We start from the raw sequence: 21,308 nt of genomic DNA, 5'->3' as shown, positions 1-21,308 counted from the left end.
ATAGGGATTGAGCAGAACGAGTCGATCGGATCTATCGCAAGTCGAATGTCCGATCGATCACCGCCAAATCCCGGAACTTTACTCATCCTCATCCATTGTCGAAAACCGATGGACTGTCGTGTGCTTGTAACTTTGACCGGGTTCAAGAATCGCAGAAGGGAACTCGGGCTGGTTCGGCGAATCCGGAAGTTGTTGGGTTTCCAAGCACAAGGCGTGATGCTGGGGGAAACCGGCGTCCGACGGTCCGCCACTCAGGAAGTTCCCGGTGTAGAACTGAATGCCGGGCTGATCGGTTTCAATCTCCATGACGCGGCCGGATTTCGGATCAGACAATCGAGCCACCAATGTGAGCTTCGGTTGATCTTTCCCGAGGTTCGGCGTGACGAAACAGTGATCGTAGCCCCCCTTCTCGTCATCACCTTTGAGATCAGCGAAGTGCTTCTTGATTGGATGAGCCTTTGTGAAATCAAATTCCGTACCTTGGACCGACTTCAATTCGCCCGTCGGAATCAATGTGTCATCCACCGGGAGATAGCGTTCGCAGTTCAGCATCAATTCATGATCCAAAATGCTTTCCGATGCCTCTGGATTCTGTAAATCCACACCACCGAGATTCCAATAACAGTGATTCGTGAGATTCACCGGTGTCGCCTTATCATCGGTGCTTGCGGTATACTCGATGTGGAGTTCGTCGTCCGGTGTCAGACGATAAACCACTTCACTTCGTAGCTGCCCTGGGTACCCTTCTTCCCCATCGGCGCTGATGTATGTCAGATGGACGCCCACACTACCGTCACTAGTCACGTCGGCCGGCATCGGTCGCGCGTGCCAGAGGACATCATTGAAGCCGCGATCACCACCATGCAGGTGGTGCGGCCCGTTATTAGTGGCCAAGGTGTAGGTTTCACCGTTGTTGGTCGCAGCGGTGCCTTCGGGAAGATCGATCTTGAATTTCCCGTCCGCGATTCGATTGCCATATCGCCCCACAATCGCGCCGAAGTACGGGTCTTTTTTGTCCATGTCGGCATAGGGCGCCAGGTCATCGAATCCCAGCGTGATGTTCTCCATCTCACCGTTGCGATCCGGCGTCATCAACGATTGCACGATCGCGCCATAGTCCATAATCGAAACCGTCACACGTCCATTGGAGAGAATGTATTTCGTCACCTGGTGAGTTTCACCGGCCGGGTCCGTCCACTTTCCAAACGGTTCGGTTTCGAGTCGCATCATTGTGGTCTCGGCTGGTTCTTCAGAGGAACTCGCCGTTTCCCCCGGTTGCGAGGTTTTCACATCCGGTGGATTCTCTCCACCGCCGCACCCCGTCACCGCCATCAACCCCATAGCCACAACGGCCGCCTGCCAAGAACGCATTCGCATGATGGACCTCATCTATTAAGTCTGCCGAAAAGTCTCCGTCCACTCGGAACCACCGGCTCAGTTTGCGATTCCGACTGCTTGCGGTCAAGCGTGTGCAATTTCAGATGGCATCTCGGTCCAAACGGCGGAACGTCCCTTATTCATCCACGAACCCGCGGAAGATTGTTCGTCGGAGTGGATTCTGACGGTCGGTGAATTCGGAATTGTCTGCAGGAGCCGACAACGCCATCGCGAGCATGTGGAATTTCGCGTCGGCATCGTCGGCGATGTGCACCAGGAGAGCTTCTGGCGTGTGCGGAGCTACCGGCGAGCCCCATTCCGGCAGGTTCTGATGAGCGACGATGATGTGCTCTAACCGAAGCAAAACTTCGGCATCGAAATCCGGAATCGTTGCCGCTTTCTCGCGGACCATGTCACGACCGAGCAGGATGTGACCAATCAACCGTCCTTCGGCCGTGTATTGGCTGCCCTGCGGTCGATAACGCAATTCCGCGATCTTGCCGACATCATGCAAAATCGCACCAGCTACGACTAACGACTTGGACAACCTCGGCTGCATGTTGGGGTAGTGGGTGTCGTACTTATCAGCCAAATACACCGCCGTTTCCGTCACTGCAACCACGTGTTCCAGATACCCGCCGGTATAAGCATGATGATTCCGTGTGGCGGCCGGTAGTTTCCGCAGCAATTCCGCATGATCGATCAACAATTCCAACACCAACCGCTTGAGCGCAGGATCAGAAATTTCTTCCTGAGCGATCTGTCGAAGTCGCTGTTCCAGTTCATCGATGTCAAATCGCGTATGAGGATGAAATTCCGCAATGTCGAATCCGTCGGCGGTATCCGCTTCGACCACTTCCCGAATCCGATCAATGTCGACCTGGGGTCCGTACGAGGTTTCTTCGTATCGACAGCGAATTTTGTAGTACTGATCGGGTTGCCATTGGCTCTCACACTCTTCGAACCAAGCGGAATCCTGCCAAACCATCGCCGTCACCGCCCGCGCTGAATCACGGAAACCAATGCGGTAGAAGGGTTTACCGTCGCGAGTGGTGTGACGATTCTTCTCGGTTAAGATCACAAAACAGTCTCCACTCTGCCCGGTTTCCAGTTCGGACAAGCGGACAATACGCGGTTCGGCAGCCATTCTGATCCCCTCTCGCATCGAATTTGTGGCCCATAGATACATACGAATAGATGGCCAAGAATGCAAATCCGACGGTTTCTTCGAAAGGAATCCCAAATTCCAAACCGAAAAACCCCTCGTCATTCCGATCGAAGACGATTATACTACGGTACCGATTCGCGGAGTTGCCGCGTGTCGTGTCTCTCGAATTAGACTGAACACAATCAAAGTCGCCAACTCTAACGGCCCAGGAGAAACTCCATCATGACCGTTCAACTGACCGAAAAGTCTGCCATCAACTTGACCGAATCCGCCGCGAAGGAAGTCAAGCGAGTCATCTCCGAAGGTGGATACCCTGAGAACACGATGCTCCGCGTTGGCGTGGCTGGCGGTGGATGCAGCGGTTTCCAATACGCTTTGGGCTTCGACGACAAAGCCGACGCCGAGAAAGATTCCGTCAGCGAACAACATGGTGTTCGTATCGCCGTCGACAAGAAGAGCGAGTTGTTCCTCGATGGCACGACGATCGACTTCCACGAAAGCATCGAACGTCGCGGCTTCACCTTCAACAACCCAAACGCTGTCAAATCTTGCGGTTGTGGTAGCAGCTTCTCGGCGTAGTTAAGACCGAGTCAAATTCGCCGCCTGGGACTCATCCCAGGATCGCTTCGTATCGGATACAATCGAGCGCTGGGTTGCGATCTGTTGACCCAGCTTTTTCGATCGGGATATGGATGCGAAGAATTCCGCCTCACGCACTTTGGATTGGCAACGAGGGAACATTGCGCGACCCGCGGTTGGTTTGTGACGCGGGTATCAAAGCCATTGTGGAACTCGCCGATAGCGAGGCGTTCGCGGAATTACCTCGCGAATTGATTCGTTGCCGTTTTCCACTCTCAGATGGCGGTGAAAACTCAGAGTGGCTTCTGAAGATAGTTGCGCAAACCATTACCGAGTTTGTGGAAGCGGAAGTTCCCACACTCGTGTGTTGCTCCGCCGGGATGAGCCGATCCGTCTGCATGGCGGCAGCGGCGATGTCGCTGTTCGACAAAACTTCTTTCACTCAAGCGGTTATGCAGGTTTCCGCCGACGGACCGGCTGACATCTCCCCGCGACTCTTTGAGCAAGTACAAAACGCGGTCAAGGCGATTGCATAGCTGCACCTCGACCGCAACGGTCCACTGCGATCTTACTCTGCGTGATCATCGCTGATACGGAATGGAGATGCTGGCAGACCAGCCGAGTTCGTCAGATTGCCGTCTGGATTCGCTTTCCAAGCATAACGAACCGCAACAGGGCTACTGATCTCCGGATGGGAAACGACGACCACATTGTCTCGGATTTTCGCCGTGGCTGGTTTCCATTGGCCATCTGTTCCTGCGATGACAAACCCTTTCAGTTCGCCGCTTTTCGCTCGTAGTCCGTCTCCCACGTGACGGAAGGAGACGATCACTTCACCGTTTTTGATTTCGTGCCCCGATGGCACTGGGCCGCTGGTCACAATGTCGAAATCGTACACATCACCGAGAGCCCAAAACGCCAATCGCCGACCGACATCTTGCTTGTTTCGCGGATGAATGTCGTTGGCTTCCCCAATGTCAACGGTGATCGCCATCCCAGTTTTGGGAAGTCGGAGTGACTTCAACATTCCCTCTCGAACCAACATCCAACCTTCACCGGCTCGTTCGTAATTCGGTAGCTGAACCCACGCAAACGGGAATTCCTCGCCCCAACGTTCCCGCCAGTCTTCAACGAGCAACGGGAGTTGATACTGGTAGAGACTCCCTTTTTCCGCATGCGAATTCGCTTCACCCTGATACCAAATCGCTCCGCGAATCGCGTAAGGAATCAGTGGTGCAATTTTGCCGTTGAATAGTCCGCCAGGACCGCTCCGGCGTTGATGGCGTTCGGCTAGGTTGGTGGGACGTCGTGGAACCTTCTTGCCATCAGCCTTAGCTTTGGTTGCCCGGGTTTTCCACTGAGCAAGGGCTTTCTCGTATTGTGCTTGCGCTTTAGCGACATCAAAACTCTCGTAGGCTTTGACGGCGGCGGCATGGCTTTCTTTGAGTTCTGCAACATTCGCTTGTGCATCGGCAGCTACCCACGACTCAATCGGTGTCCCACCGACCGAAGAATTGATCAAACCGATCGGCACATCAAGTTTACGGTGAAGTTCCCGGCCAAAGAAGTACAGTGTCGCCGAGAAACTTCCCACACTTTTCGGCGAACAAATGACCCATCCGCCTTTTGCATCCGCTTGTGGCTTCGCGGCTCCGCCGGAAGATTCTTTGAACATCCGAATCTGAGGATAATCCGCGTTGGCTTTCTCAGACTCGAAATCCAAAGCGCGGGACACGGTCATCGCCATGTTGGATTGCCCCGATCCTAGCCAAACCTCGCCAACCAGCACATCAGTGACTTTCACCAACCGATCGTGGCGATTCGATCCAACTTGAAGTGTCTGAGGCGTTTCCGTGGCTTCGAGGGGATCAAGTTTGACGGTCCATTTGCCGGTCTTGTCCGCAGTTACCGACTTCTTCTGATCGCCGAAGGCAACCGTCACTTTGGCACCCGCATCCGCCCAACCCCAAACCGGAACTGGTTTATCGCGTTGCAAGACCATGTGATTCGAGAAAATCGCCGCCAACTTGACCTCGGCAACCAAAACCGATGGAAACGACATGGCTGCCCCCATGAGGAGAGCAAACGCAAAAGTCAGAGTGCGCATGGAGTATCTTCCTGAAAAGTGAAATCGACGAAGTCTTAGTTTCTACCGCAATACACGTCTCACATCACGAAATTGTACCAAGGGGAAAGTCCAATCCCAAACGCGACTCGGCGATGAAGAATGTCGCGTTGCCAAACCGAACACCTTTGGAATCCAAGAACACGCGAGGTGACTGATGAGGATCGACTGGCATTCCGAGGGTTCTTGACCTTCGGCCCGCCGGCTGTAGACTGAAGAACACACCTCGAGAAGCCCCCTCGCGAAATCCCCTTTCATAATCACCATGAATTCATGGACCGTTTTGCTCAACCTTTGAGAATTGTCATGCGAAAGCCAATGTTGATTTTGCTGACGCTCTTTTTGAGCACGGGTTTCGTCGATCACTCGGCTGCAAAAGATGCAGCGAAGCCGCCGATTCCCGCCGCCAACAAGAATGATCTGCAACAAGCCGTCGGCCAAGAAATTTCGGTCTTGGGTGAAGTGGCTCGCACGGGGAAATCCTCTTCGGGCCACGTGTTCTTGAACTTCGTTGCCAACGGAGAGTTTGTCACCTTCATTCCGCGTGATGTTGTGGCAAAGTTCCCCAAGAATTCTGCACCGACTTCACTTCAGGGTCAGAATGTGGTTGTCCGAGGCCGTCTGGAACGGTTTCGCGGGAAACTCCAAATCCGGCTGCAATCCGCGGATCGGCTGCAGATCATCAAGCGGAAACCTGGCAAACAGGACAAGTTGCCTGAACCGGTCAAGCTCAAGTCCCTCGGCCGTGACACGTGGATCAGTCCCGCCGGTGTGCGTTACTCTGGACGTGATCCCAACGGGCTGACTCGCAAAGCTCACGTGCTTCGGCATGCTCGCGACATTCCAAACCGTGACGGTCCACATGGGGTGTTCGATGGCGGCGACGACGTGGCATTCGCCTGGATCGATGAAGCGTGGAAGAAAATCAAGACCGATCGGATTCGTCCGCAAAGCGACGACGGTCGCGATGTTTACACAGTTTCGATGGGACGACGTGTGGGATTCCTGGGCGGAAAGACGGGAGCCGAACGCAACCATCCCGCATTGCGGAAGATCTTCATTGTCGTCCGCAAAGGAACAAGCGAAGTCATCACGGCGTTCCCGCGTTGATACGTCTCCACTGCGAAGCTAATTCCATTCCCCTTGATTCGCCAACCCCGAGGATATGTCGTGAGTGAACCCAAACCATACTTGAGGATGTGTCCGTGCTGCGGTCAGGGGATGATTCGAATTGCCGCCTGCGACGCCTGCAACGACCTTGTTGCGATCTGCGACGAGTGTGAAGCCGTTTGGAAAGAACCTTCGCAACTGAAACAGTCGACGAGTTTGCGACCCGATGCCCAACACCCGCAGTGCCCACACTGCGGACACGAAGTTCGCGGCTGGCGATTCCTGACATCGAAGGAACTGCAATCCGCCGGTCAATCCGACCTAATTGGTGGTCAGTCTCCATAACGAAATCTGATTTCCGTCAATGCTCAAACGAACGGAGTTGCCAAATACTCGGCTGATTCTCCGTTTTCACCGGGGAACATCTCGACTTGTTCTCAACTCGTTCGCATCGCAATTTCCTGACTGCATTTTCGGACTTTTTTCCAATTCGATGTAACCTTCGGAGTTTGAGTGGTAAATCCACGTACCCGGAGGAACTATGCATCAAGCAAATCAGTCGGAAGAGTTCGTTCAACAACTCACCGAACATCAAACTCGACTATACGGCTACGTGTATTCGCTGCTCGGCGATCATAGTCGGACGGCGGATGTCGTTCAGGAAACCAATTTGGTTCTCTGGCGAAAGATCGACGAATTCGATCCGACGAAACCGTTCTTGCCTTGGGCATTCGCAATTGCCAGATTTCAGGTTCTGGCTCATTTGCGAGACCAGAAACGGGACCGGATGCTCCTCGACGCCGAGTTGGCCGAGACAATCAGCAGCGAAGCGGAGCGACAGGCCGAGACAATTGATCTCGTCCGCCTTGCATTGCGTCAATGCCTGCAGCGGCTAACGGACAAAAACCGCGAACTCATCGAACATCGCTACATCCGGTCGATGTCCGTGGCCGATGTGGCTTCCGCGGCTGAAAAGACCGTCGGTGCGATCAAGGTTGCTATCCTCAGAATTCGTCGGCAACTCGCCGAATGCGTTCAGCAACGCACTTCCACGGGAGGGCTGCAATAGTGACCAACATGATCGAGGAACTCGAATCGCTATTGTTCGACTGGGAAACAGGCACACTTGACGACTCTGGCGTCAGCAGAATTCGTGAAATTCTGCGATCGAGTGAGGACGCCAGGAAGGTCTACCTACAACATCAGATGCTCAGCGCGGCATTGAAGCTTGATGTCGACGCTGGTCTCACGACTACGAACTTCCCCGAAACCACGCAGACGACGCCAGCATCCACGCCGAAAAAAACGACCAATCGTGTCTTCCGAGTCAGCTACTGGGCGGTCACAGCCGCAGCTGTCTTGTTGTTTGTCCTGACTGGTCGACTCGTGCAACTTGAGCTGGCAGGTAACAAACAATCCACAACCACTGCGGAAACGGGGCCCGGTAACGTTGACCGTGAGGAACCGACATCCGAGGGTGTCGCGTTGATTACTCAGTTGGTTGATATCCAATGGGAAGACGACCAACTCCCGCTCGAAGTTGGTGACGCCATTCGGCCCGGTCGACTCGCTATCGAATCCGGATTCGCTCAAATCGAGTTTTTCTGCGGTGCGACGGTCATCGTCGAGGGCCCCGCGGAGCTGGATTTACAGTCGCCTCAACTAGCCCAAGTCCGTAGCGGTCGAATTCGTGCCCAGGTCCCACCAGCCGCACGCGGGTTCGCGTTGCAAGTGGATGACATGACGGTTGTGGATCTCGGCACCGAATTCGGGCTATCCGTTACAGAGTCGGAAGCGAACATTCAGGTTTTTGACGGCGAAGTCGAGTTACAACAGCCCGCCAGCGAGAAGCGGTTGCTCACCACCGGAGACGCTTTGATTCGTGGCTCGAACGGAACCTACTCGAAGACCGAAGTCACACCAGATCAATTCTTAGACATTGCAACCATCGAGTCACGAGCCGCCAACCAACGCGACGAACGTTATTTGCGGTGGAAGGCGTGGTCAGAAAAGTTTCGTCGAGACAATCGACTAATCGCCTACTACGACTTTAATCAAGAAGGGAACTGGCTACGACGATTGGAAAGTAGCTTACAGCCCGAGAAGCCCCTCCTTAATGGTGCAATCGTCGGGGCGAATCAAGTCAATGGTCGTTGGACCTCAAAGAGCGGTTTGGAATTTAAGCGTCCGGGAGATCGCGTCCGCGTGCAGATACCCGGTGAGTTCACCTCACTGACATTCGCTTGCTGGGTGAAGATTGACAGTCTTGATCGCTGGTACAATTCGTTGTTCCTCACAGACCACTACAATCAAGGCGAGCCACACTGGCAAATCCTTGATACCGGCCAACTATTTTTCTCGGTGCGACACAAACCGGATGATGTTCGCGGGGACGCCAAGAAAGCCCAAACGCATCAGCCCGTACTCTCGCCGTCGTTCTGGAAACCATCACTCAGCGGACGCTGGTTGCACGTCGCAACGGCATATGATGCCAAGAGCGGTCGCGTCACTCATTTCCTCAATGGCGAGATCCTTCATGAGGAAACAATTGACCCAAGTTTGGTCGTTGGGACGACACGAATCGGCCCGGCATCCATCGGCAACTGGTCAATTCCCACACGGCAAGATTCCGAATTTGCCATCCGAAACCTAAACGGAAGCATCGATGAATTTGCCATCTTCGCCGCCGCACTGTCGGCTGATGAAATCAAGGAGATCTATAACAATGGCAAACCGTGATCAACAACGGAAACCTTATGCTAGTAACGCGAAAGTAACCGTAGCTTCGAAAGCGGTTTGGTTCCTTTGCGTCACGGTGGCCATCTTTGCCCTACAGAATCCGTCGCCTGCTGTCATAGCCAATGACAGCACGATAGACGCCAATCGGTTATTTACACTCAAAGTCTTGCCGCTGCTGAAACAGAAATGTTTCGGTTGTCATGGTAACGATCCGAAAGACATTCGCGGCGGCTATGATTTGCTCTCACGCGAAGGAATGCTGAAGGGTGGGGATTCAGGAGAGACTTCGATCGTCCCTGGGAAACCGGCTGAGAGTTCCCTCTATCAGGCCGTACTTTGGGAAACCTATGAGATGCCTCCCAAAGAAACGGACCGTCTAACGAAAGCGGAAAGCGAGTACATTCGCAAGTGGATTGCCGCCGGCGCGCCGTGGCCAAACGACGAAACTCAACGTCGCATCAAACAGGAAGAGTGGTCAGTTCGTGAGAACGAAAATGGAATAATCGTCGATACCAGCGGCGGTCTCTCGAATGATTGGACCTATCGTCGCTATCAACCCCAAGATATCTGGGCCTTCCAGCCCGTCCGGAAGTTTGATCACCAGAACTTCACCAAAGATGGGCAAAACCCGATTGATTTCTTCATTGATCGAAAGCTACACGAGGCCGGGCTATCCGCAGCTCCACAGGCAGACCCGCGCACGTTGATCCGTCGACTAACATTTGACCTCACAGGCCTACCACCAAGTCAAGACGAGATCAACACTTTCCTCGAAGCCTGGAAAAAGGATAGTCAACATGCGTGGGCGGATTTAACGACTCGTCTCTTAAACAGCGACCATTACGGTGAGCGTCAGGCACAACACTGGCTTGATGTCGTCCGCTATGCTGATACCGCCGGTTTCTCCAATGACTATGAACGCTCTAACGCTTGGCGTTATCGGGACTATGTCATCCGGTCCTTTAATAATGACAAGCCATTCAACGAATTCGTCGTCGAACAAATTGCTGGTGACGAACTGCGTCCGAATGATCCCGAAGCGCGGATTGCTACTGGGCTACTACGCATGGGTCCGTGGGGAACAGCAATGATTCCCAAAGATGAGGCCCGGCAGATCTATCTTGATGACCTCGTTCACAACGTCGGGCAAACATTCCTCGCAATGCCGATGCGATGTTGCAAATGTCATGACCACAAGTTTGATCCGATCCCGACTCGTGACTACTACCGAATGTATGCAACGTTTGCCGCCACGCAACCGGCGGAAATGCCCGTTGACTTCCTACCGGTAGAAAACCGAAACGGCTTTGCAAAGAATCGAGCTCTAACCAAAGAACTCCTCGACTTTGCCAAAGCGGAACTCGCCAAGGTCAACAACAAGCAAGAGGCGGCCGCGAAGAAGTGGTATGCCGAGCACAACCGACCTTATAAGAATGAGAACGCGCGGAAGAACGACCCCGAGGATCAGAAACCACCCCGTCACGTGGGTCTCACCCCTGAAGAAAAAGGCATTAAAAAAGTTCGCGAACAAGATGTGTGGATCTGGCAACGCCGACTTGAGCGGTATCAGCCAATGGCACAGACAGTCTACAATGGCCCGCCGGCTAGTTTTGTTAACAGCCGAAAACTTCGCAAGCCGAACCAGTTGAACAAGAAATGGCAACCCGAGAGTTTCATTCTCGCGGGTGGTTCGTTGGAGGCTCCGCAGGATGCTGTCAAACCAGGGGTCCTAAGTGCAACGGGGCAAGTTAGCCATGAAGACAAGAAAGCCCCCTATTTGCTAACAGAAGAGGTACAAGGGCGTCGGCTCGAGTTCGCGAAATGGGTTGCCAATGACGACAATCCACTCACAGCCCGCGTCATCGTCAATCGCGTTTGGGCCTCGCACTTTGGTCAGGGAATTGTCAAAACAGCGAACAACTTTGGTGCGAAAGGCAGCAAACCAACTCACCCTGAGCTTCTCGACTGGCTCACCGCTGATTTCATTGAAAACGGTTGGAAGATAAAACGACTTCACCGCCTGATCGTGTCATCAGAAACTTATCGTCGATCCGGAAAATCAGCCGACCATCATCGACAAACAACCGTCGACCCGAACAATGAACGACTTTCCTCGTTCCCTCCGCGCCGATTGACTGCGGAAGAAATTCGTGATGGGATCCTAGCAGTGACTGGCGAACTAAATCGCGAGATGGGTGGCGTACCAATTATGCCGGAGATCAACATGGAAGTTGCTCTGCAGCCTCGTATGATTCAGTTCTCGATCGCCCCAGCCCATCAGGCATCTCGGACACCGGCAGAGCGAAACCGCCGGACAATCTACGCATACCGGGTACGCGGACAGGCCGACCCGTTCTTGGAGATCCTAAACCTGCCTAACCCGAACGAATCGTGCGAACTTCGCGATTCCGCTGCCGTCACACCGCAGGCCTTTACGTTGCTCAATAGCGATACAATTACAGACCGGTCCATTGCCTTCGCACTTCGAGTTCAGAAGGAACGCCCTGACGACACCGAGCAATGGATTCGACATGCGGTTCAAATCGCGTATGGACGAAAACCAACTTCGGACGAACAATCGCTTCTCCATGAATATCTGAAGGAGATGCAAGTCTATCATCAGAATCGCAAGCCGAACGAGGTCAAGTACCCGACTCAGGTGACTCGCTCACTTGTCGAGGAATTCACAGGCGAACCATTCGAGTTCATCGAGAAACTCAACGCCTACGAAGACTATACGCCGGATGCAAAACCGTGGACTGTCGATTCAGACACTCGGGCACTTGCTGATGTCTGTCTATTACTACTCAACTCAAACGAGTTCATTTACGTCTACTAGCACATTCGACAACGACCGCACAAACGGAATTCGTGTTTCGACTCATGCGTTCAACTCTTCAGTCGTAGCAACCGAGGTGATGACGACATCCCCTTTGCTTTCGGCGACCACAAGGAATCTAACATGGCTACTATTCCACGCCGCGATTTTCTTTTCGGACTTGGCTCCTCACTCGGTGCACTCGCATTGACGGACCTGCGGGCCTCGGAGGCGAAGGCAACGGGCCCGCTGTCGCCAAAGCCGCCGATGCATGAACCGAAGGCGAAAGCCGTCATCATGTTGTTCATGGAAGGTGGCCCCTCTCAGGCGGACACTTTCGACCCGAAGCCGAAACTCACAGAACTTCATACCAAGGAGTCGACGCGAACGGCAGGACTAGCGAATGGCAAACGGTTCTTCGTTGGAAGTCCATTTAAATCGCGAAAGGTAGGGAATGCGGGCATTGATATGTCAGAACCTTGGCAGTATCTAGCTGACCCGGAAGTCGCCGACGAACTTTGTGTCTACCGGGGTTGTCAAGCTGAGTCGCTGAATCACCCCGAGGCCCTGTTGCAAATGAACACGGGGAGTCGACTTGGAGGAGATCCAGGGATTGGCTCTTGGGTGACGTATGGTCTTGGGACAGAAAACCAAAACCTGCCCGGCTACGTCGTAATGACGGAACTCGCACTTCCGCAAGCGGGACCAGCCAACTGGACGAATGGTTTTCTTCCGGCGTACTACCAAGGAACTCGACTACGATCGAACGGTTCCCCAATTCTTGATTTGAACCCACCGAGCTATAAAACTCGGGATCATCAAAGAAAGGCGCTGGACCGTCTTGCGATGCTCAATGCCAGACATGCCGAAGCCCATCCAGAGCACGCTGAGTTAGCAGCACGTATGGAGAGTTACGAACTCGCATATCGAATGCAGATGTCTGTGCCGGGAATTATTGATCTTTCCCAAGAACCAGAACACGTCCACCGCGCCTATGGTTTGGATCGTCAAGAAACAGCTGCGTTCGGCAAACAATGTCTCATGGCTCGCAAGTTGGTTGAGGACGGTGTTCGGTTTGTGCAGATCTTTGCCGGGGGTTGGGATAGTCATGACTATCTCGAACGTGGTCACTCTTCACGAATCGCCAGCGTCGACCAACCCATTGCGGCACTGATTAAAGACCTCAAAGCTCGTGGACTACTTGATAGCACGCTCGTCGTTTGGACTGGTGAATTCGGCCGAACGCCTGACAATAACTACCGGGGCGGCGTTACTGCTCTGGGACGAGGGCACAACGTGGACGCGATGAACATGTGGTTCGCAGGTGGGGGAGTGAAAGCAGGATCAATCGTTGGTGCCACCGACGAAATTGCTTCCGAAGCCGTCGATGTTGTGCACCCCATTCGCGATGTTCACATCACGATGCTGCACTTACTGGGTCTGGACGACAACAAACTAACCTACTTTCATGCCGGTCGGTATAAACAACTCTCGCAGTTTGGCGGCGAGCTTATTCCTGAACTGATCGCCTAAAGTACAGTGAATTCCCGAACATCGACAGCTACCAAGCCACTAGACCTCATCAAGACAGACATTACCGCCGCGGAGATTTAGACTATGCAGAGATTGTCGCTCGTTGCTTTTGCGTTATTGTGTTCGGTCAGCTATGCGAATGATCGCCCGAACATTCTTTATATTATGTCGGACGACCATGCGGCTCATGCGATTTCCGCGTATGGCGGTCGGCTAGCGAAAATCGCACCAACCCCGAACATCGATCGGCTAGCAACTGAAGGAGCGATGTTCACAAACGCATTCTGTACCAACTCGATCTGCTCACCGTCTCGTTCGTGTGTTCTCACCGGCCTATACAACCACACGAATGGAACATTTGATCTCAGTGGGAAGGTTGAGCCTGGTCAGCAAATGCTAGCAATCCAGATGCAAAAAGCCGGCTATCAGACAGCGATGATCGGCAAGTGGCACCTCAAGGCTGAACCGGCGGACTTCGATTACTACTGTGTGCTCCCGGGTCAGGGAAAGTATCACAATCCCGAATTTCGTGTGCGTGGCGACAAACCTTGGGGTAAGAACACAATTAAGTTCGAAGGTCATCATGTTACAGATGCGATCACAGACCTCACTTTGGATTGGCTCAAGACAGGTCGCGATCAGGAAAAACCTTTCTTCCTGATGCATCACTACAAAGCTCCGCATGACTATTTCGATAATGCACCACGCTACGAATCCTACCTTGCCGATGTCGAGATTCCTGAACCGCCGACACTTTGGAAGCGAGATGCCAAGTTTGGTTCGATTGCGACACGGGGAGCGAACGACGAATTGCTGCCTCACATCGGGACGTCAATTGGGTCACGCAACCCACGACGGTCGTACCTGCTTGATTTACCAAAGATGTACCCGGCAGAGTTCCCCAAGAACTACAACCCCGATCATTACAGTGATGAAGAAAACACAAGACTGGCTTACAACGCCTATCTCAAGAAGTTTCTTCGATGTGTCAAAGGCATCGATGACAATCTTGGTCGACTATTCCGCTATCTTGAGGAGACCAACCAACTCGACAACACCGTCATCATCTATACAGGAGATCAAGGTTTCATGCTTGGCGAGCATGACTACCAAGACAAGCGTTGGATGTACGAGGAATCACAACGTATGCCTTTCCTTGTCCGGTACCCGAAGACGATCAAACCAGGACAACGGTTCGACACGATCATCGAGAATGTTGACTATGGTCCGACAATGCTAGACTTTGCCGATGCTCAGATTCCATCAACCGTTCAAGGACGGTCGTTTAAATCTCTCCTCGAAACAGGGAAAGAACCGGACGGCTGGAAGCAAGAAGCCTACTACCGTTACTGGATGCATATGGCTCACCATGACAATCCCGCGCATCTTGGCATCCGGACAAAAACCCACAAATTGATCTACTATTACGGTTGCAACTACGACGGTGGCTATCAAACACCACCGGGCTGGGAGTTGTACGACCTGGTGAACGATCCGCACGAAACCCAAAACATCTTTCATGATCCCCAACATCGCGAATTAGTTGCGGACCTTAAGCAACGTCTATCAGACACCCGCAAGCGGGTTGGCGACGATGGGAGCCACTTCCCGGACTGCGAAGCAATTGTACAGAAATTTTGGGATTACGATGACGCCGATCAAGCCGAGGCGGTCAAAATCTCGCACCAATACTTGAGACGTCGACAGGAAGAACTCAAAGCTGGCAAAAAGTGGGTAACGACTTGGAAAGGAAACGTCACGGATGATGATTAAACCGTCTTGTAGTCTTTCGTGGTCGTGATGGCCCCTCGACAGTTATTGTCGCCTAGCGTCACCTCAAAGTTCTCGCGTGTTTAGAAGTCAAGGAGACCTAATGAGCCAAGAACGGCATAAGCGATGAAGAGCACATAGGAACCACAGAGCACAAGAGCTTTGGTGCGTGTTAGTTGGCGTTTGTGCCACATGATTCCTAATGTCGAAATCGTCAGCACGACAAGCAGTACTCGTAGTCCTACGAGGCCGCTAGCGGGGTGCCCGTCCTGAAGCAAACTGACGGGCTCCCAGCCAAGCAGGTACGAATTCACGAGCAGCGGAATCGACAAGCATACGCAAATGTCGAAGATGTTTGACCCAAACGCATTCGAGACCGCGCCTGAATCATCACCGCGCATCGCGGCACCGATCGCGAGCAATGTATCTGGCACCGAAGATGCCGCCGCCGCGATAATCACCGCCACAAAGAACGCGGGAACAGACAACACTTCTGCGGCTTGATAGGTTGATTCGACGAGAAAGTAACACGCCAACGCAGACACCAGCGTCGAACACACGATGATCGCCCAGGCCGATCGACCGTTCAAAGGCACGTCAAACATGCCGAAGAACACGCCGGCTGTCCGCGTCTGCTCTTCCTCCTCAATTCCTAATTCCCCTTCGGCGTGGGCATCGATGGAGCGTATCGCGGTCACACGTGACACGCGGTACCCCTCCGCCTTGACCGCTTCAATCACGGTTACATCTGTTGCGTCTTCACCGACCTTCTCAAGATGCCTTTGAATGGCTCGCACTTTGACACGATAAACCTGTGCATCATGGAACAGGTGATAGACGTAAACTGCATATAAGCCGAGCAAAACAACTGCCATCCACCAGGTGACAGCATCCTGAAAGAGAAAAACGACAAGAACTAAGTTGCACCCAACGAACCAAACACCGTCACGGGTGATCACCTCGTCGTCAATATCGATCGTGGGACGGCTCTGACGATAGAACGAGATGACCAACGCGCAAAACGCTGGTATCAAAATCATGTTATAGACGGCACTGCCGGCACAGGTCGCGATGGTTGATGCATACCCCTCGGCACCAGCTGCTTCCAAAGCCTTGGGGTCGCCAGGATCGACGCTCGTTAAGGCAACAATGACAAAAAACAAACCGCTAAACAGTTCCGGCATCGAACTGGCAACGGCGTCTAAAGTGGCACCACGCACGGAACCGGGAAGTTCGAACCGCTGGCCAATCCACTGAGCAGCATCTGCAAATGGATCGCAGGCTTGCCAAATTAGAATTGAGATCACGACTACGCTGGAGACTAAGAAACCAACTTCCCAACCGCCCGCGTAGCAGATGCCCAAAGTGACTAACGCAAGAACCGAAACGATGGGACCGATTGTTGAAACTTGTTCTTCGTCGGTCGGTTCAACTTCGTTCGGCATTCACTAACAATCCTAAGATGAAAAACGTGGAGTTCAGGTCACACCTGACAACTCCACTCACATGAAACGCGATGCATTAGGCGTCTTCAACACCTGACATGGTGTGGACGACGCTTGCTTCATTTGTTCTACCGAGCGACGGCGACGTTGCGAGTTTCCCGAAGAACGCTGACTTTGATCTCCCCCGGATACGTGAGCGTCTGCTCGACCGCTTTGGCAATGTCACGTGCCATCTTTGCGGCTTCACGATCATTGACCTGTCGTGCATCAACGACCACGCGAATTTCACGACCCGCTTGCACCGCATACGATTGGTTGACGCCGGGGAAACCATTGGCAAGCGCTTCTAGTTCTTCCAAGCGACGGATGTACTTTTCCAGTGTCTCGCGACGGGCACCGGGACGGGCAGCGGAAATCGCATCCGCAGCAGCCACGAGAACGGTGTAGATGTGCTCGACACGGATGTCGTCATGGTGCCCCAACGCGGCGTGAACCACTTCCGGGCCTTCACCATATCGTTTGAGCAATTCCGCCCCGACGGCGGGGTGTCCGCCTTCCATCTCATGGTCGGCAGCTTTGCCGATGTCGTGCAGGAAACCACACCGCCGGGCCAAAACCTCATCCAACCCAAGTTGCTGCGCGAGCATTCCTGTGAGATGGGCAACTTCGATCGAGTGTCGTCGCACATTCTGCGAATAACTGACACGGAAATTGAGCCGGCCCATCAAGTCAATAATCTTCTCATGCAATCCGGGAACGTTAGCTTCCTGAGCCGCCTCTAAACCCAGTTGCCGGATGTGTTCGTCCATCTCTTTCTGAGTCTCGGCAACGACTTCATCAATTCGGCTGGGGTGGATGCGACCGTCTTGAATCAACGTTTGCAGCGAGAGCTTGCCGATCTCACGGCGGACCGTATCAAACGCGGAGACAATCACCACGCCTGGCGTGTCGTCGACAATGACATCCACACCGGTCGCTTTCTCGAACGCTCGAATGTTGCGACCCTCGCGACCAATGATGCGGCCTTTCATTTCGTCGTTGGGAATGTCAACGCTGGAGACCGTCGTTTCCGACGTGTGAGCGGCCGCGTAACGCTGAACCGACATCACCACGGCTTCGCGGGCTTGCCGATCGCATGTTTCCTTGAGCTTGGCTTGATGCTCAAGAATCAACGCCCCGGTTTCGTTCGAAAGTTCACGTCCGAGTTGCTCCAGGAGCAACTCTTTGGCAGCATCTTGGCTAAGACCGGTAATTTTATAGAGCTGTTCTTGCTGGTCCTTGAGAACTCGTTCGAGTTCACGCTCTTTGGTTTCGACGACTTTGTTTTTCTCGTCGAGCCGGGTTTGCCGGGTTTCGAGCATCCGCTCTCGCTTGAGATAATCCTGAGCCTGCTCATCGAGCGTGGACTCCCGTTTCTCGAGTCGAGCTTCCAGCTTGCGGAGTTCATCTCGGGTTTGGTTGAATTCCTTCTCGACTTCTTTGCGGCGATCGAGCAATTCCTTCTCGAACGCAAGCTCCTTGCTCGTTCGTGTGTTGTTGGCTTCCGTCTCGGCATCTTTGATGATTTGTTCGCGTGTGCGATAAGCCTCTCCGCGTCGAGCCCGATCGAAGAAGTAGCCGGCGGCTCCTCCCACGATCAAACTCACAACGGCTGCGATGGCAATGTCCATCCCCATATTCCTTCAGTGTTGTTCACGAATCCCCGACCCGCCAAATCATTCTGGCAGGCATTCGTTACACCAAAAGAGAAGACGCATCAAACGGTTAAGATGGGAGGCTGCTTTCGATCGTCAGCGGCACTCGGTCGGACGAGGCGAAACCGCGTCGACGCGCGGTTCCCAAGAGGCGGAAGCGATTCCACAATTCGAAAAACGCCCCGCAGCACCGGCAAACATGCCGACGATCCTTCCCGATGTTGGGTTGGAAATGCGGATCGGGTTAACGTTGTTTGGGCGAAACCAGCCCAAACCCATTGGCGGAAGTCGGTCCTTTTCGTGAATCCTGATAGCTGCCCCTTTCCCGAAACCGGGAATGCCAACGGAGCACCATCACGATTGTTCAGCAAAAGACCCTTGCGTTCGTCCTCCATGACCGCCGTAGTGGATTGCGAGCATGGCTGGCCAAGCCAACCGTTGCGGGCAATCGCCCATGCCATCCCTATCGATACGCACGCCCACGCCGCGAAGGAAACGCGACCGTTGACGTGGAACTCCCCGCCTGCGATGGGGATCGCAAATGAATTTGTGTCCCCTCGCGTCAAATCCGTTAACCGTCTTGGTTGTTCAACGGAACCGTACATGTCTCGACTCGTACGACACAAGGCCGATCGTTTCGGAACCAAGATCACCAGACCTTGGTCCGCAAACCTACCGTCCCCGCATCAGTGCCCTCTCCGTCGTAGTGACGTGGAGGATTCCTGTCATTTTTTCTGTTGACGCCTTAGCGGTGAAGGAAAAGATAGGATGTCCGTCGGATGTCTTCGGGAGAATACGGCGTGTGACCACCCCAATTCGGCCGGGAAACAAACATCGGAAGAATAGGCCCGCTTTCTCCGTCACTGCGCAGGCAGAAACGCACGCGTATCGTATCACAGCAAACCGACTGGTCAACCGTCCGGACGGTTTCCTGCAGTTTGGTTCTTGACCTCTAACCATCGAAACCGTACGGAGAAGCGATTCCCCGCGAGGTTTCCAAAATCCCCATGATTTCCCAAGCGTTCGGCGAATCGTGGAGACAAGGTGCTCAGTATCCAGCGGCTTTTCCGTGTTTGCGGGGGTCGCTGGCTCCGCGTAGCCCGTCTTTTTTCCGCTGCGCCACTTGGCAGATGGCCAATGCGCTGCGGCGTTCTACAACGTGTCCTCGCTCTTTCATCGGGGCTTGGATTTCCGTCATCAATGGGGCTTCCGCGTAGAGAACGTCTGGCAACCATTGATGATGTACTCGCGGTTGCCGCACGGCCGCCATCGGAGCCAGCCCGAAATTCTCCACATTCAGCAGAACTTGCAACGTCGTACTGATAATTCGTGGACCACCAGACGCTCCCAACGCCAAACTTGCTTTCCCGTCACGAACGAGAATGGTGGGAGACATGCTCGAAAGCGGACGTTTCCCCGGTTCCGGGGAATTCGACTTCGATTGAATCAAGCCAAACGCATTCGGTTGGCCTGGAATAGCGGTGAAGTCGTCCATCTCATTATTGAAGACGACTCCCAAGGCCGGATCGACCACCATACTGCCGAAATACGTGTTCACGGTCTCCGTGCAGGCCACGGCGTTACCTTCGGCATCCATTACCGAAAAGTGGCTGGTGCCGGAATCGTCCCGCAGCCAGAACCGACCATAATGGGACGGCGGATAGGTTTGGTCGGTCGAAATTCGTCGTGCCAATTCCGCTGCATATTTCGAGCTGATCAGGGTTTGCGTCGGAACATCAACGAAATCGGGATCGCCGAGGTAAGCAGCTCGGTCGGCGTAGGCGTGCTTCATCGACTCCGTCAACAGATGCAAATATTCCGGACTGTTATGCTTCAACTGGTCAAGTTCCGTCTTGTTGAGCTTCGCGGCGGCGGACAGAAGATTCAACGTCTCCAACAATGCGATTCCCCCGCTGGACGGAGGCGGCATGGTGTGGACCTCAGCTTGGCCAAAGTGGCCACGGAGCGGTTTTCGGAGTTTCGGCGTGTACTTGCTTAGGTCGTCTTCACTGAGAATCCCCCCCGCAGTTTGCACCGTCTGACTCAACTGCACAGCGGTCTTGCCGAGATAGAACCCCTGGAGACCGTTCTCTGCAATCCTTTTCAACACAGTTAGTTGCGGCGAGAAAAACCTTGCATCCTTGCTCCAAATTTCCCCTTTGTTGAGATAGAGATCGTACAGCGGACGGAATCGGACTTTCCACGTCGGGTTCTCCTCAAATCGCTGCAACATCGCCCTTTGCACTGAACGCATGTGCTCATCGACTTCCACGCCTTCAGCGGCATAACGGATTGCGGGGGCAAGGACGGTTTTTCGATCGAGTTTCCCGTACAACTCATGAACGGTCAGCAAACCCGCAACAGTCCCCGGGACTCCGACGGCAAGCCCGCCATTGCGACTGGGAAACGGCACGGCCGCATTGTTCGCCAACGCATCGACGAACATATCCGGATGGCTTTTCGCGGGAGCCATTTCGCGGTAATCGTACGCAAAACTCTTCCGCTGCTTGGCATCATAGAAGACAAGAAAGCCACCGCCGCCGATGCCACAACTCGAAGGCCGAACGACAGATAACGCAAATGACGTCGCCACGGCGGCGTCGATCACGTTCCCACCTTTCTTCAACATCTCCACGCCAGCAGCACTGGCCAACGGGTGATCCGCCGCCACCACGGCATGTTGATAAACCGGTTCGACGGCCGATTCTTCCGCCGCCAGAACACGACGTGTGCTCAAAACACTGATCGTGGTGAGCACAATCAACAAGGTTTTGGTATTTCTACGATGCATCCAAATGCTCCGTAACAAAACTGAGAATCGGCTCAATTCCTTGGCCGAAGAAGATCTTTCCAACCACACGAACCTGTGCGGACGGTCATTCGCCGATTATACTCAACGCAGGGCGTGAACCGAACCCGGTGCCAAGACACTGCCCCTCAACGACGGCAA

The 21,308-nt window shown here is 53.7% G+C and carries 17 protein-coding genes; 9 read left to right on the top strand and 8 right to left on the bottom strand.

The window, feature by feature from the left end:
- Positions 1-78: 78 nt before the first annotated feature.
- Both G6R38_RS09160 and G6R38_RS09155 read right to left on the bottom strand, forming a co-directional pair.
- Positions 79-1,377, bottom strand: a complete 1,299-nt coding sequence (locus G6R38_RS09160) for an aldose epimerase family protein (RefSeq protein WP_166823239.1) — start codon at positions 1,375-1,377, stop codon at positions 79-81.
- Positions 1,378-1,513: 136 nt separating this feature from the next.
- Positions 1,514-2,524 (bottom strand): 3'-5' exoribonuclease YhaM family protein, encoded by a 1,011-nt coding sequence (locus G6R38_RS09155; protein WP_166823236.1) that lies wholly within the window; start codon positions 2,522-2,524, stop codon positions 1,514-1,516.
- 243 nt (positions 2,525-2,767) lie between these two features.
- Here G6R38_RS09155 and G6R38_RS09150 point away from each other — a divergent pair, with 243 nt between their 5' ends.
- Both G6R38_RS09150 and G6R38_RS09145 read left to right on the top strand, forming a co-directional pair.
- A complete protein-coding gene (locus G6R38_RS09150) occupies positions 2,768-3,124 on the top strand; it encodes a HesB/IscA family protein (protein WP_166823233.1) in 357 nt (118 codons plus the stop codon).
- 113 nt (positions 3,125-3,237) lie between these two features.
- The gene (locus tag G6R38_RS09145; RefSeq protein WP_166823230.1) at positions 3,238-3,660 is read left to right on the top strand and encodes a dual specificity protein phosphatase family protein; all 423 of its coding nucleotides are present in this window, start codon (positions 3,238-3,240) and stop codon (positions 3,658-3,660) included.
- A gap of 32 nt (positions 3,661-3,692) precedes the next feature.
- On the opposite strand, the gene G6R38_RS09140 is transcribed toward G6R38_RS09145, so the two are convergent.
- Together G6R38_RS09140 and G6R38_RS28240 are read right to left on the bottom strand one after the other, a co-directional pair.
- Positions 3,693-5,231, bottom strand: a complete 1,539-nt coding sequence (locus G6R38_RS09140) for a sialate O-acetylesterase (RefSeq protein ID WP_166823227.1) — start codon at positions 5,229-5,231, stop codon at positions 3,693-3,695.
- 64 nt (positions 5,232-5,295) lie between these two features.
- Positions 5,296-5,424 (bottom strand): hypothetical protein, encoded by a 129-nt coding sequence (locus G6R38_RS28240; RefSeq protein WP_261345372.1) that lies wholly within the window; start codon positions 5,422-5,424, stop codon positions 5,296-5,298.
- Between the two features lie 131 nt (positions 5,425-5,555).
- Between G6R38_RS28240 and G6R38_RS09135 the strand changes: the two genes are divergently transcribed.
- From G6R38_RS09135 to G6R38_RS09105, 7 genes are all read left to right on the top strand, one after another.
- Positions 5,556-6,359: a hypothetical protein gene (locus G6R38_RS09135; protein WP_166823224.1), complete on the top strand. Its 804-nt coding sequence runs from the start codon at positions 5,556-5,558 to the stop codon at positions 6,357-6,359.
- Between the two features lie 60 nt (positions 6,360-6,419).
- Positions 6,420-6,704 (top strand): hypothetical protein, encoded by a 285-nt coding sequence (locus G6R38_RS09130; RefSeq protein WP_166823221.1) that lies wholly within the window; start codon positions 6,420-6,422, stop codon positions 6,702-6,704.
- 196 nt (positions 6,705-6,900) lie between these two features.
- Positions 6,901-7,428, top strand: coding sequence for a sigma-70 family RNA polymerase sigma factor (locus G6R38_RS09125; RefSeq protein WP_166823218.1), 528 nt, complete (start codon positions 6,901-6,903; stop codon positions 7,426-7,428).
- A gap of 8 nt (positions 7,429-7,436) precedes the next feature.
- Entirely contained in the window at positions 7,437-9,098 is a 1,662-nt protein-coding gene (locus G6R38_RS09120) for a LamG-like jellyroll fold domain-containing protein (protein WP_240928150.1), read from the top strand.
- Entirely contained in the window at positions 9,085-11,937 is a 2,853-nt protein-coding gene (locus G6R38_RS09115) for a PSD1 and planctomycete cytochrome C domain-containing protein (RefSeq protein ID WP_206028517.1), read from the top strand. Before G6R38_RS09120 ends, G6R38_RS09115 begins: the two co-directional genes overlap by 14 nt.
- Positions 11,938-12,060: 123 nt before the next feature.
- On the top strand, positions 12,061-13,449 hold the full coding sequence (locus tag G6R38_RS09110) for a DUF1501 domain-containing protein (RefSeq protein ID WP_166823210.1): 1,389 nt from the start codon (positions 12,061-12,063) through the stop codon (positions 13,447-13,449).
- A gap of 84 nt (positions 13,450-13,533) precedes the next feature.
- The gene (locus G6R38_RS09105; protein ID WP_166823204.1) at positions 13,534-15,222 is read left to right on the top strand and encodes a sulfatase family protein; all 1,689 of its coding nucleotides are present in this window, start codon (positions 13,534-13,536) and stop codon (positions 15,220-15,222) included.
- Between the two features lie 80 nt (positions 15,223-15,302).
- Here G6R38_RS09105 and G6R38_RS09100 read toward each other — a convergent pair whose 3' ends face one another.
- The 4 genes from G6R38_RS09100 to ggt form a co-directional block, all read right to left on the bottom strand.
- The gene (locus tag G6R38_RS09100) at positions 15,303-16,664 is read right to left on the bottom strand and encodes a sodium:calcium antiporter (RefSeq protein ID WP_166823195.1); all 1,362 of its coding nucleotides are present in this window, start codon (positions 16,662-16,664) and stop codon (positions 15,303-15,305) included.
- Positions 16,665-16,792: 128 nt separating this feature from the next.
- Entirely contained in the window at positions 16,793-18,340 is a 1,548-nt protein-coding gene (gene rny, locus G6R38_RS09095; RefSeq protein ID WP_206028516.1) for a ribonuclease Y, read from the bottom strand.
- A gap of 80 nt (positions 18,341-18,420) precedes the next feature.
- The gene (locus G6R38_RS09090; RefSeq protein WP_166823183.1) at positions 18,421-18,963 is read right to left on the bottom strand and encodes a hypothetical protein; all 543 of its coding nucleotides are present in this window, start codon (positions 18,961-18,963) and stop codon (positions 18,421-18,423) included.
- A 443-nt stretch (positions 18,964-19,406) separates the two neighbouring features.
- Positions 19,407-21,149 (bottom strand): gamma-glutamyltransferase, encoded by a 1,743-nt coding sequence (gene ggt, locus G6R38_RS09085; protein WP_166823178.1) that lies wholly within the window; start codon positions 21,147-21,149, stop codon positions 19,407-19,409.
- Positions 21,150-21,308 lie beyond the last annotated feature (159 nt).

It is taken from the genome of Thalassoroseus pseudoceratinae, assembly GCF_011634775.1.
GTDB classification, from domain to species: domain Bacteria; phylum Planctomycetota; class Planctomycetia; order Planctomycetales; family Planctomycetaceae; genus Thalassoroseus; species Thalassoroseus pseudoceratinae.
Note: the sequence above shows the minus strand (reverse complement) of the source record. Positions and strands in the feature narration are given on the sequence as shown.